This window comes from Pandoraea pneumonica (assembly GCF_049918595.1).
Lineage (GTDB): Bacteria > Pseudomonadota > Gammaproteobacteria > Burkholderiales > Burkholderiaceae > Pandoraea > Pandoraea pneumonica_A.
The window spans coordinates 902,626-915,926 of the sequence record NZ_JBNCRZ010000002.1 but is presented as its reverse complement, the minus strand read 5'-3'; the positions used below and the strand labels follow the sequence as shown (position 1 = coordinate 915,926).

The window sequence follows — 13,301 nt, the reverse complement described above, 5'->3', positions numbered from 1 at the left end:
GCTCAAGCCGCAGCGGGTACACCGTGCGCCGATCCGAGATACGCGCGGATCACTTCGGGGTCTTGTTTGACTTCCGCTGGCGGGCCATCGCCGATCTTCTTGCCGTAATCGAGTACAACGACGCGATCCGAGATATCCATCACCACGCCCATGTCGTGTTCGATGAGCACAATCGTCGTGCCGAACTCCTCGTTGACTTCGAGAATGAAGCGGCACATGTCGCGCTTTTCTTCGAGATTCATGCCCGCCATCGGCTCGTCGAGCAGCAGCAATTCAGGTTCGGCGGCGAGCGCGCGAGCCAGCTCGACGCGCTTTTGCAAGCCATACGGCAAGCGACCGACCGGGGTCTTGCGGATATGTTGGATTTCGAGAAAGTCGATGATCTCTTCGACCTTTTCGCGATGCTCGGTCTCTTCACGGCGCGCCGGGCCCCACCAAAGTGCATTGGCGAGCAGCCCCGAACGCATGCGGGTATTGCGGCCCGTCATGATGTTGTCGAGGACCGTCATGCCCTTGAACAACGCGATGTTCTGGAAGGTGCGCGCCACCCCTTGCCGCGCGGCGGACGTGGGGTGCATGCGTTGGCCTACCTGTCCGCGAAAGACGATGGTGCCTTGTTGCGGGTGATAGACGCCGTTGATGACATTGAGCATCGAGCTCTTGCCCGCACCGTTCGGTCCGATGATGGCCCGGATTTCATGCTCGCGCACATCGAACGAAATGTCGGTCAGCGCCTTGACGCCGCCGAACGACAAGCTGATGTGCTGCAAGTCGATCAACACGTCGCCGGCCTTGCGTTTGTCGTTCATGCCTGCTCCTGCGGAATTCGGATGACGTTGTGAGTGACGTGTTCGCTTTGGAGCGCCCGCCTTACGTTCAACTACGCGGCGCAGCGCAATCCCACGGGCGCAGGGTCATCGACAGGCGCACGCGTGCCGAGTACCCGTGCCGGATGAATCGTCAACGTCGCGCTCACACTGCCCTCGCGCCCGTCTTCGAACTTCACACGCGTCTCGATAAACTGCGCCGTCTTGCCCGTATAGAACGCGTCGATCAGCACGTCGTACTTCTGCGCGATGAAGGCGCGCCGCACCTTGCGTGTGCGCGTCAGCTCGTCGTCATCGGGATCGAGTTCTTTGTGCAAGATCATGAAGCGATGAATCTGCGCCGCAGCAAACGCCGACTCTTTGGCCAGATCGGCATTCACCTGCTCGATGCAGCCCAGAATCAACTCGGCGACTTGTTCGTTGCCCGCCAGGTCGATGTAGCCCGCGTACGGCAAGTTGTGGCGCTCCGCCCAGTTGCCGACAGCATCCATGTCGATGTTGATGAACGCGCACACCTTGTCGCGGCCATCGCCGAACGCCACGGCTTCCTTGATATACGAGAAGAACTTGAGCTTGTTCTCGATGAACTTCGGTGCGAACAACGATCCGCACGTCAGCTTGCCCACGTCTTTGGCGCGATCGACGATGCGCAGATGCCCGTCGGCATCGATGATCCCGGCATCGCCGGTGCGGAAATAGCCGTCCTCGTCGAAAGCTTCGCGCGTCGCGTCGGGGCGCTTGTAATACTCCTTGAGCAACCCCACGCCACGCACCAGCACTTCACCGCTCTCACCGATTTTGATTTCCATCCCCGGCGCGACCGGGCCGACGCTATCGAAGCGCACTTGACGGTCGGGTTGCAGGCAAACGTAAGCGCACGTCTCCGTTTGTCCGTAGAACTGCTTCAGATTGACGCCAATCGCACGGTAGAACTTGAACAAGTCCGGACCAATCGCTTCACCAGCGGTATACGCCGTGCGGATACGGCTCATGCCGAGCGTGTTACGCAACGGCCCGTAGATGCAGAGGTTCCCCAGCGCGTATTGCAGGCGATCGACCATCGATACCGGCTGGTCATCGAGCACTGCCGCACCGCAGCGCTGCGCAACGTTCATGAAATGCGAGAACAGCTTGCGCTTGATCGCGCTCGCGTCTTCCATGCGGATCATCACTTGCGTCAGCACGTTTTCATACACGCGCGGCGGAGCGAAGTAATACGTCGGGCCGATCTCGCGCATATCGGTCGCTACCGTTTCGGGCGACTCGGGGCAGTTGACCGTGAACCCGGCCACCAGCGCCTGCGCGTACGAGAAGAGGTGATCGCCGACCCATGCCATCGGCAGATACGAAAGCACTTCATCGCCCGGGCCGAGTTTGTCGAATTGACTGCCGTGATGCGCAGCACCGATTAGCCCCGCGTGCGAGTGGCAAACGCCTTTCGGCTTTCCGGTCGTGCCCGACGTGTAAAGAATCGTGGCGGTATCTTCGGGGTCGCCCGCTGCCACCGCATCGTCGTAATAGCGCGGATGCTGCGCGTCGAAGGCGCGTCCCTGCTCCACCATCGAGGCATACGATTGCAGGCCCGGTGCGTCGTAGTTGCGCAGGCCGCGTGGGTCTTCGTAAATGATGTGCGCCAGATGCGGCACGCTGTCGCGCAACTCCAGCAGCTTGTCGACTTGCTCTTGGTCTTCGACGATAGCGAAGTTGATCTCGGCGTCTTCGAGCACGTGAATCATTTCTGCCGCGACGGCATCTTGATACAGCGGCACGGCAACCCCGCCGAGCGCTTGTGCTGCCGTCATCGCCCAATAGAGGCGTACTCGGTTATTGCCGATGATGGCGAGATTGTCGCCACGCGAGAATCCGGCGGCGGCCAGTGCGCAGGCGAGCAGGCGCACTTCATGCGCAGCTTCCTGCCAGCTCCAGCGCTGCCAAATCCCGAGATCTTTTTCCCGGTACGCGGTTGTGGCGCCACGTGTGGCGGCGTGTGCCAACAACAATCGCGGGAAGGTGGTCCGCTCCTGCATGCCTGTCTCCTGTGTCTCGCCACGTTTCGACAATCGTCGAGGGGGACGTGGCGTGGCTCGGTCGGCGGGCGCGTGATGAGATGCAATGCGCGCCCTATCCTGCTGGCGTCAACTTTTGGTGACGCTTCTTGGTTGGCTTGTAGTGCAGTGACGATCGCTTTGCCGCGCGGCAGGCAGCTTCTATACTTGTGCTTCGGCGTCGTGTAGCAACACCGTGGATGCTTGTCTCACCCTGCGCATGGCAAGGCGAAGATACCCCATGACCCACGACGGATTTGTCACCCGGATGACAATCAAGGGAAAGTCCCTATATGTCGCTAGAGACCCTGTTGCAGCGCAGCGTATGGGCACAAGGACTCACGCCAGCGCAGCGCGAACGCGTGACGGCAGAGATTCAGGTGCGGCCGGTCGAAAATGGTCGTTATGTGTGCCGCAAAGGCGACCCGTCGCACGCATGGTTTGGGGTCATCGAAGGGCTGGTGAAGATTGCGACCGCGTCGGCTAGCGGCAAGTCGGTGACATTTACGGGGGTGCCTGCGGGCGCGTGGTTCGGCGAAGGCTCGCTGCTCAAGCGCGAGATTCGTAAGTACGACGTATTGGCACTGCGAGATTCGGTCGTCGCGCACATGCCGATCGCCACGTTCGATTGGCTGCTCGACACGAGCATCCCCTTCAATCGTTTTCTGACACTGCAACTCAACGAACGGCTCGGACAGTTCATTGCCGCCGTCGAACACGAGCGCCTGCTCGACACCGATGCACGTGTGGCCCGCTCGCTGTCGTCGATGTTCAACCCGGATCTCTATCCGAGCGACGACACGACCATCCAGATTTCACAGGAAGAATTGAGCTATCTCGCCGGGGTGTCGCGCCAGCGTGTCAATCTGGCGCTCAAGGTGCTGGAACAGGCGGGGCTAGTGAAGGTCGATTACGGTGTCCTGACCATTCTCGACCTTGAGGGATTGCGCGAATTCGGTATGTAGTCGCTGACCCGGCAGCTTATTTCGCGACCGGCAAATGTGCGTGGACGAAACGCACGACTTCCGCACGGAGTTCCTGATCTTCCGGCGCCCCCATGAACCCGCCATGCGGCATTCCTTCGAAAATATGCAATTCGCAAGGGACTTCGGCCCGCCGCAGTGCCCGATGCATCCGTACTGCATTCGACAGAAACAAGTCACGCGTGCCGCTCTGAATGAACGTCGGCACGAAGCCCCGAGAGAAGTCGCCGAACAACGGTGAAAGATAGGGATGCGCCAAGTCGGCATCCCCCGCGTATAAAACGTTGTTCGGCATCAGCGACTTTGGCAACAACACATCCACGCGCTGATTGAGCTCAAAGCTGTCGCCCGATTCGGTGAGGTCGACTTCAGGCGATAACAACACTAGCGCGGCAGGCAGCGGCAGTCCCTCGTCCCGTGCGCGAAGCACCATTGCCGCCGCCAGATTGGCCCCCGCCGACCGACCGCCGATCACGATGTGAGTTGCCGGATAAGTCTCTAGCAGGCAACGGTACGTCACCAGGCAGTCATCCAACCCTGCCGGATACGGATGCACCGGTGGCATGCGGTAGTCGATACCCCAGCAGGCCATACCCAACTGAGCGGCCTGCATCTGCGCGCCGATACGGCAAACCTCGCCGCCGCCAAACACCAGCCCACCGCCGTGCAGGTCGACATAGACGACACCCTCGACGACGCCATCGACCGGCGTGGCGACGTGCACAGTCGCGCTCCCGATCAAGCGTGTCTCCACTGCCGCAGTCAATTGACCTGCCATCTGCGCCATCGCTGCGCCGTATTGGGCATCGGCGTCGGTCTTAAGGCGCATCCAGCCATCGAAGTCATCCGGCGGCGGGGCTGTGTGCATCGCATTGAACGGCTCGCCGTCGGCGTTCACCAAACGGCGTAACGCGGCCTGCGCCTGCGCGCTAATACTGCGAGGAAAGGGAATGACGCGCGCCGGAACACGCACGCCGTCGATGGCTTGAGTCATGACTGGATTCGATTAAGCAGGGAGAGAAGCGGCAGGCCAGTGCCGTAGTGAGGTATCGAGCGCCTCAAGACAACGCTGCCACGAGATGTCGGCGTCCGGTGCACTGTGGGCGAAAGCGCTCGAGGACGTCAACGTGATGTAGCCCATGAAGAAGCCGCCGAGAAAGCGAATGGCGTGCACTTGTTCGGCCTCGGGTACGGCATACCCATGCAACACCGCTCGCATCAACTGAGCGAGTTGCGGCCCCGCACTGGCCGCAGCCAACTCGGGCGACAACGGGTGACGCGCAGCGGTAAAACGCCCCGGGCAGCGCAGGGCGTAGTCGCGATGGGCATTCGCCAGCGCAATCAATGCGTCCTTGCCAGCGCGCCCCGCCATCGCTTGCGCCGTGGCATCTGCCAACTGGCGCAATGCCAGCAACGCGATCTGCGATTTGAGTTCGTCGAGATTCTTAATGTGGGAATAGAGGCTGGCGAGCTTTACGTCGAACTTGCGAGCCAATGCAGCGCCGGTCAAATGCTCGAAGCCAATCTCGTCAGCCAGTTCGGCACCGCCCTCCACCAACCGGTCAAGTGTCAGTCCGGCTCTAACCATGGCTTACCTCGCATGAAAACTAATTGATTATGCTATTTTCCTAATCATATTAGTTTTCATGCGGAGGATCAAGACACTTACTGGGAAACGGCCTCACGCTCGATGCTCAGACGTTCGACCGACTTTGACGCGCGATTCACGTCGGCGTTGTCGTGCCAAAGCGGCTTGCGACCGAACGTGGTGTACATCTCCACTTGGTCGGCGTAATGCGGCGAAGGCGTGCCGTCCGGCGCAACGAAACCGCTTTGGCCCGGCGCGACCACGTCGTAGGCCGTCACCTTGCCGCGTGCTCCCGACGCCCCGAAGACGATCAAGTCGTTCTCTGTCCCTCGATTCATATAGACCGGCGTACGCACGGCTTCAGCGGCATTCGCCTGCGGCACACCGAAGAAGTTGTTAGCGCGGAACGTCAGTGGCACCGTCGGTGCACGCCATGCCGTCATATCCGGGCCGAACTTCGTCTTGAGCGCGGTCACCGTATCGTCCAGCGCCGCCAGAATCACGTCATCCGGGCGCTTGCCATTGAAGATGTCGAACGTCTGCGGCACACCGGCTTTGTCGCCGCGCAGGCCTTCGTAAAGCACCTTGCTGCCGTTGCCGATATTGGCGGATCCCGTCGGACCGTCTTGCGGCGTGGCGTATCCACTAGCCAGGAACCATTTGTCGTACGGTGCGGGCACCACCTCGCCCAACGTGCGCTTGAGCATTGCCGTGAGCCACGCGTCCATAATGGCCGGACCTGCCGTGTCGTAATGGCCGGTGTGTTGCGGGTCGCGGTTCAAGCCGTCCCACTTCGCCAGTTGCAGGGCGAGTTGGCGGCGCGCATCGGTGGCGGGCAAGTTGGCCGTCGCGCGTTCGATGAACGGCAGGAAGTGACGACGATTCACGTCCACCGCACTCGTCTGCTTCAGGATCTGCCACATGTCGTCGACGCCGAGCTTGTCCTGCGCCTTGATGCGCTCGTCGATTTCCACCACGCGGTCGGCACCGCCCCACACGAACGCAAACAGGTCGCTCGCCGGATAGCCCTTTTGCGGCGAATTATTCCAGTTGGCGATCCAGCCTTGCTTTGGGTTGTAGACCTTCGGGTTGGTCGAGAACGGCAACAATCCCTTCCAGTCCCATTCGCCCGTGCCCGGCACCGGCAGACGCGGATCATGCCCCGGGCGACGATCGGGATACGCGCCTGTATGCACGTAGCCGATGTTGCCCGCCGTATCGGCGTAATACCAGTTGATGGTCAGCGCATGACGTGCGGCCTGTGCGGTCCACGACTTCCAGTCTTGCGCCTGTGCTTGATGCGTCCATGCGAGCAGCGATTGCACTTCGAGGCCATCCCATGCACGCGCTTTGGCGTAAGCGATGTTCTGCTTGCTGTCGCGCTGCATCACGACACCGTGCACCGTGCGATACACCTCCTGAACGACCGGCTCGCCGCCCTTCACGCGGATGATCTCGACGCGCTTTTCCATGTCGTGCCATTGGCCGTTGTGGAAGTAGCGATTCGGATTCGCGGGATCGAGCTTCTCGGCATACATGTCGATGTCGTCGCCGAACCCCGCCGTGGAGCCCCACGAAATCTTGCCGTTGTGGCCGAACAGAATGCAGGGGTAACCGAACGGCGTATTGCCGACGAGATCGAAGCCCGCGCCGTGCAGGCCGATGCCATAGGTGTACGCCGGAGCAAACCAACCGAACTGCGGGCCATTGAGCATGATGGCGCTGGCATCGCGCACTTTGTTTTTCCCGACGATCCACATATTGCTCGTAGTGGGAAAACCGGCAGGACCGGGTTGCCCGTATTGCGCGAACTGGGCGAGCATGGTGGCGGCATTGTCGTCGGTGGACTGATGCAGCAAGGCACCGTCGCCACCGCGTGCGAGCCGCGCCAGCATCGGTGCGGGGCCGTCGTAGCGCGCGAGCGGCTGCATCGTCGAGGTGATGTCCATCGGCTGTCCTGCGGCGGCCGTCTTAGCGTTCGCGTTCAACAACGGCCCCACCTTGACCGGATAGACGCCCTCAGACGCTGGAATCGTCGTGGGCGCATCGGGGTTCACGAGCCACTTCAACTCGTTGAACAACGCCATACCCTTGTCAGCGCCGTACTTGTCCTTGAGTGCAGTCACCAGCGCGAGATTGTCGATTTCGCTGGTCGCATCGGAGAACCGGTTGGCCATGGTGCCAACGAAGACCATCGCAACGTCGAAGGCATCCCAGTTGGCTGGCTGGAAACCGAAGTCGTTGAACTGCTTCGGCATGCGCGTGTTGGGTTGTGCGCGCACCTGCGCAATCCACGCGTTCATGCCCGCGGCATAGCCTTCGAGAATATCGCGCTCACGTTGCGGCAGATCGGCGAGCTGGCGGCGGATCGACGCCGGCCAGTAATTCCCTCGGATCGATTTATCGAAGTCGACGAACTTCTCGCCCAGCACCTCCGCCACGGTGCCCTGTGTGCTGCGTCGCGCCATCTCCATCTGGAACAGACGGTCTTGTGCGACGGCGTATCCATAGCCATAGAACAGCGCGTAGGTCGTCGCGGCATAGATGTGCGGCACACCAAACTCGTCGCGCTTGATGGTGACGTCGGTACGCCCGGGCACCGCCTTGCCGTCCACGGCTACAGCATGCTGCCCGCCTTCGACCGCTTTGGCTGCCACAGGCCCCGCCAGCGAGAGACTGAGCAGCGACACCGCCAGCGCGACCGGCAGCCGGTGGGAAACACGGGTCGCCAGGTTGGCAAAGGAATGGGCAGACGCAGCCGACGACGCGCGCGGCGAGCGAGTGAGCAAAGTCATCAATGTCTCCGTAGTTCTTATGGATAGAGACCATTGACGTTATCACAACAAAAACCGACCGGTCGGTTAATTAATTCACCGACCGTTGATATGTTAAGTATCGGTTTAACGGGTGTGGCTGCCTGCGAGCTTCTGCAAGAGCATGGCCTTTACTTCGGGCCATTCGGTATCGATGATGCTAAAGCGCACCGAATTGCGTTTGCGGCCGTCGGGCATGATGCGCTCGTGCCGAACGATGCCCTCTTGCGTGGCCCCGATGCGCAAGATTGCGGCACGCGATTTTGCGTTCGTTTCGTCGGTGGTGAACTGCACGCGCACGCATTGCATGACTTCGAACGCGTGAGTCAGCAGCAAATACTTGGCTTCGGTATTGATGCTGGATCGTTGTACGGATTCGCTTAACCACGTATGACCGATCTCTAGCTTCCGGTTGGCGCGGTCGATCTTCCAGAAGCGCGTGCTGCCGACCACCCGGCCGGTGTCGCGTCGCACGATGACGAACGGCATCACGGTGCCGTCTTGCCGTCCCTGCACCGCTTTGTCGATATAGGCGTCGATGGTGCTTTCGCCGGGCACCACGGTGACCTTCAAATTCCACAGCTCGCCGTCGGTGGCCGCATCGACAAGGGCCGAACGATGGTCGGCCTCAAGGGGATGCAGTTCAACGCCGGAGCCAATCAGTGTGGTGCGCAGTTCATCGACTTCTGTGCTGCTCGTTGCCATCGGAAATTCGATCCTTCAGTGCGTTCGTAAGCCCGACGTCAATGATCATCGAAACGGTTCTGAGAGCGCAAGACCTCTTCGATATGGTTTTCCGCCCATGCCACCAGAGGGTCGACGAGCGTCGAGAGGGTATGGCCCAGGTCGGTCAGTGAGTATTCGACCGTCACCGGCACAGTGGCGAATGCTTCGCGATGGACCAGCCCGTCCCGCTCGAGCTTTTGTAGCGTCTGGCTCAATGCCTTAGGTGAGATGCCGCCGATTTCGCGGCGCAGTTGATTGAATCGTTGTGCATCGTCGCGAAGAATCTTCACGATCAACAGCGACCATTTGTCCGCCAGTCGGCTGAATACGAGACGGGCCGGACAGCCTTCCATATAGACGTTGTAACGACTCTCGATGTCGCAAGACTTCGTGAGCGCGGCAGTGCGCGGCATGATATCCCTCCGGTAACCAGTTACCACTAGGTAACTTCTTGTTAGGCTGCTATACAAAATATACTATCGACGCTCCAGTGCCAATCCGGCATTTCTCGGTGTGTAAGGAGTTGTCATGGCAAAAACGGCCATCGTTTATTTTTCGGGTTACGGACATACCAAGCGTGCTGCCGAAGCGGCTGCACAAGGCAGCGGTGCCGAGCTGATCGAGATCAGTGAAGACGGCAACGTGAGCGATGCCGGTTGGGACACCTTGGCGCAGGCTCAGGCCATCATCTTCGGCACGCCCACGTACATGGGTTCGGTGCCGTGGCAGTTCAAGAGATTTGCCGACGCCTCGTCCAAGCAGTGGTTCGGACGTGGTTGGCAAGACAAGGTGTTCGGCGGCTTCACGAACAGCGCGAGCCTGAACGGCGACAAACAAGTCACGCTGATTTACTTGCAGACGCTCGCCTCGCAGCACGGCGGCATCTGGGTCAGCCTCGGCTTGTTGCCCGCCAACACCAAAGCCGCGACGCGTGAAGATGTGAACAATCTGGGCGGTTCGGTCGGCGCACTGGTGCAGTCGCCGGCGGACGCCACGACGGAAGAAATCTCCAGCGGCGACCTCGAAACGGTCAAGCGCTATGCAGCGCGCGTGGCGCAGGTGGCCGCCCGCCTGCACGCTGCGACGCACTAAAGCGCCGCAGCGCGGTTCCCCGCCGCCTAGGGCTGTTCATCTCGCGCCTTCAACTGGTACTGATACCAGGCGATCAGCGCGATGATGAACAGCACGAGGAAGATCGGAATCATGTAGCCGCGGGCGAGCCATCTCAGGAACGGGTCGCAGAACAGCAATGCCAGCGCGAGCAGGAGCCAGACGACTGCCACCACGAGTGCAGGTGCGTGGTAGTACCGCGCCATCAGTTCGCGCCAGCGGCACGACACGTAGTACGCCACGCCGCACCCAATCAGCAGCAGCAACATGATCTTCGTCGCCAGCCGGAACGCGTACAGGTTTTCACATACCGTTTTGCAAACGGCTGACGATTGCGCACCGGCAGGCTTTTGGAAGTAATCCGCCAGACACTCGCTCACGCTGCGCGTCACGGTGCACTCTTGCACACCCGGCGTCGGGTCGACTGCGGCGATGATGGCGTCTGCTCCGCTAGCCCCGCCCGTACCCCCAGTCTTGTCCCCTGCGTTTGCCGTCGCCCCATCGCCGCGCAACGGTATCGGCCAGAACCCGATGCCGCCGAAGTTGTCCTGCGCGTACACGATGTCGTCCTGAAGCTGCTGCCAGTTGTCGTGATCGAACGTGATGACCGGCACGATCTGACGCAGCACAATCTGGCGCTCTTCGCCGTGCAACCCCTCCTCCACCGAGAGACGAAGCGCCTTCTTCGAGTCGGTGGTCGGCTCATCGAGCAGCACTAGAAAATGGGGGCGCCGGTTGCGCTCGCGCGTGACCTTCGCCAGCATGTCGGTCGACGGATTCTGGTCGTTCTCCATGATCAACCGGAATAGATTGCCGTAGTCGTAGACGCCATGCCCCACGCGGTCGTGACGCATCATGATGTCGATTCGCTCGCCCGCCCCCGCCTTCCTGAGATCGGTGCGCAGTTTGTCGATGAATTGGTTAAATATCCCCACCGACACCGGATCGTCCGGATAGCCGTCGAAGAAGATCACCACCCCGCCGCCGTTGGTCGGTGCGAAGCGTGCGCCGAACGGCAGATGGTTCGAGACCTCGGCTGTCCAGTTTTTCAGGCGCGTGGCCAGCAGTCGAACAATGTCGTCGCTCACGCGCTCCAGCACTTGCGCTTTGCGGTTTTTCTCTAGCCGCGCCCACGTCCGCCAGTCGTTGCGCTGAATCACCCACAGCACGTTGCTCTGATGGCGTTGCGCAACGCTCACGAAATCGTCCGATAACCCGACGCTCGCTTGTGCAAGGTCGACAAAGCTGCGTCCGTCGTTCGCTTGCTGCAGCTTGCCGCTGTCGTCAAAGGTCGCGCCGTAATAGCCGACGCGCGAGATGGTGCTGAAGTCGACGATCTGCTTGGGGCCAGCCATCCAGAACGGGAAGAAGCCATAGACCTCGCCTTGCAGCGCGTCGAGCACGCAGCCGCAGCCAGCGCCGTTCCAAAGTACTTGTTTCGTCGGGTCGAATGCGGGACGCTTGCGCGCCGTGGCCACCAGCGACGGCCGGAACCGGTCGTACAGCGTTTGCATTAACTGCGGCAACGTCAGCACATCGACATTGCTGCATTCGCCCTTCTTCCACAGCGCATCGAGTTGGGCGAATAGCGCCGGGTCCCGCAGCACCGCCGAGAGTTGCTGCATCTGCTCGGCGGAAATCTTGCGGGCATCGGCCACGCTGCCCGGAATACCCGTCGGACAGGCGCCCACGCCTTGACGCAAGCGCGCCATGACCGCGTGATCGAACAGCCACAACTGCGGGTATTGCAGGCCCTGCAAACCCTTAAGCATGTCGAGCACCACTGGCGGTACCGCCTCGTTTCTACGGCTCGCCGACAGTTCTGCCAGTGCCTGCGCCGTGAGCACATAGGTGGTTTGCGTTTGCGCCGCGCGAATGATGTCGGGCACGTACGGGTCGACCGGCGTCTTGACGTCGGACGTCGCGTCGAGAATCGCCTCGTTGAAATCCGCCTGACTGGCGTATTCGTCAGTCAGCCCCGCCACGGCGTCGATGACCGGTGCAGGCACGCGACCCGCTTGCCGGAGTTGCTGCACCGAAACGTCGGTGAGTTGGTAGGTCGTCGTGACGGCGGCCGCGCGGGCCTCGGGCAGATATGCCTCGGCTTGGGTGCCCAAATCCTTGAGCGCATCGAGCACCGCCGCGTCGAATAACGGCTGGTTCAGATAGACCTTGTCCTGAAGCGCCGAGAGTTTGTCGATCACCTTCGACTTCGAGGCGAGCAATCGGAAATCATTCGCTTCGAGCGTGTAGTTATAGATCGTCAGCAACGCGCGGTCCGGATCGGGGCCCGCGTTGCGGCGTCCATCGGTATCGAGGTGATACAGCCAAAGCATCGCTGCAATTTCGTCGTCGGTGCCAGCGAGCCGAATTTGGTAGTAGCGGGCTTGTTCGCGCGGCTCGAAGCTGTCGATCCAGCGCCCGAGATCGGCGCTCACGAGATCGGTCTTCCACTGCGGATGTGCCCGCACAATACTTGCGAACTTCAGGAGGGCTTGCACCGACGCGTTGGTCAAATTACCCACTGGCTGCATCTTGAAATCGAGCCAGAAGCGGTTGAGCCACGAGAGCGTAATCGGGCCGACCAGATTGTCGGATAACGGCCGGGTGCTTTCGCGGTACGCCTGCAAATACGCCGGGTCGTCCGAATAGATCGTCAGCAACGCCTGCTGAATCGCTCGACGCGTGGCGGGAGCCAAATGACGCACCACGTCGGCCGAAATCAAGACTGCGCCAACGCCGTTCGTCGGTTCCGGGGCGACCTGCACGGTGCCCACGATGCGAAGCGCGTCTTGCGGCGTCATTGGCTTGCCGTCGCTGCCCACGGGTGGCGCCATGGTCGTCGTGCGGACGACGGGCGGGACGGTGGCGGGAGCGGCGACAGGTTCGGTGGGCACTGTGGCTGCCGCTGCCGGTTGCGATGGCACCGGTGCGACCTGACGCGGGGCGACAGGGGCCGACGCCGCGGGCGCCATGGACGGTGCGGCAATTGGCGCGACTGGCGCACTGGCGGGTGCTGCCGAGGCGGGCGTGGGCGCAGTCGCGTGCGCGTTTGCTTGCGGCGAAGACGCTGCGCTTGCGGGTATTGCCGCCGCGGCAGTCGAAGCCGTCGCATGGCTCAGCACCGGCAAGATCACGCCAATGAGCGCGACGCTCATCGCCGCAAGTCCAGCGCGCGTCAATCTGTGGGTGGAGAACAGAAGGCTCAT

10 protein-coding genes are annotated in these 13,301 nt (G+C 61.3%); 2 read left to right on the top strand and 8 right to left on the bottom strand.

The annotated features are described in order from the left end of the window. Positions 1-2: 2 nt before the first annotated feature. Positions 3-899: an ABC transporter ATP-binding protein gene (locus tag ACPWR9_RS10615; protein WP_426297969.1), complete on the bottom strand. Its 897-nt coding sequence runs from the start codon at positions 897-899 to the stop codon at positions 3-5. Continuing rightward, a complete protein-coding gene (locus ACPWR9_RS10610; protein WP_426296985.1) occupies positions 881-2,854 on the bottom strand; it encodes an AMP-dependent synthetase/ligase in 1,974 nt (657 codons plus the stop codon). The genes ACPWR9_RS10615 and ACPWR9_RS10610 overlap by 19 nt, the downstream gene beginning before the upstream one ends. A gap of 311 nt (positions 2,855-3,165) precedes the next feature. Here ACPWR9_RS10610 and ACPWR9_RS10605 point away from each other — a divergent pair, with 311 nt between their 5' ends. Continuing rightward, entirely contained in the window at positions 3,166-3,837 is a 672-nt protein-coding gene (locus ACPWR9_RS10605) for a Crp/Fnr family transcriptional regulator (RefSeq protein WP_426296986.1), read from the top strand. Positions 3,838-3,853: 16 nt separating this feature from the next. Here the strand turns inward: ACPWR9_RS10605 and ACPWR9_RS10600 are convergent, their stop codons facing one another. The 5 genes from ACPWR9_RS10600 to ACPWR9_RS10580 form a co-directional block, all read right to left on the bottom strand. After that, complete coding sequence (locus ACPWR9_RS10600) at positions 3,854-4,849, bottom strand: alpha/beta hydrolase fold domain-containing protein (RefSeq protein ID WP_426296987.1); 996 nt, start codon at positions 4,847-4,849, stop codon at positions 3,854-3,856. Positions 4,850-4,861: 12 nt separating this feature from the next. Then, the gene (locus ACPWR9_RS10595) at positions 4,862-5,443 is read right to left on the bottom strand and encodes a TetR/AcrR family transcriptional regulator (RefSeq protein WP_426296988.1); all 582 of its coding nucleotides are present in this window, start codon (positions 5,441-5,443) and stop codon (positions 4,862-4,864) included. A 77-nt stretch (positions 5,444-5,520) separates the two neighbouring features. Continuing rightward, complete coding sequence (locus ACPWR9_RS10590; RefSeq protein ID WP_426296989.1) at positions 5,521-8,238, bottom strand: penicillin acylase family protein; 2,718 nt, start codon at positions 8,236-8,238, stop codon at positions 5,521-5,523. 105 nt (positions 8,239-8,343) lie between these two features. Beyond that, the gene (locus ACPWR9_RS10585; protein WP_426296990.1) at positions 8,344-8,961 is read right to left on the bottom strand and encodes a GNAT family N-acetyltransferase; all 618 of its coding nucleotides are present in this window, start codon (positions 8,959-8,961) and stop codon (positions 8,344-8,346) included. A gap of 38 nt (positions 8,962-8,999) precedes the next feature. Beyond that, complete coding sequence (locus ACPWR9_RS10580) at positions 9,000-9,395, bottom strand: winged helix-turn-helix transcriptional regulator (protein WP_426296991.1); 396 nt, start codon at positions 9,393-9,395, stop codon at positions 9,000-9,002. Between the two features lie 115 nt (positions 9,396-9,510). On the opposite strand from ACPWR9_RS10580, the gene ACPWR9_RS10575 reads away from it, so the two are divergent. Next, positions 9,511-10,074, top strand: a complete 564-nt coding sequence (locus tag ACPWR9_RS10575; RefSeq protein WP_426296992.1) for a flavodoxin family protein — start codon at positions 9,511-9,513, stop codon at positions 10,072-10,074. 26 nt (positions 10,075-10,100) lie between these two features. Here the strand turns inward: ACPWR9_RS10575 and ACPWR9_RS10570 are convergent, their stop codons facing one another. Next, positions 10,101-13,301 carry a hypothetical protein gene (locus tag ACPWR9_RS10570; protein ID WP_426332222.1) on the bottom strand — a complete coding sequence of 1,067 codons (3,201 nt, stop codon included), beginning with the start codon at positions 13,299-13,301 and terminating at the stop codon, positions 10,101-10,103.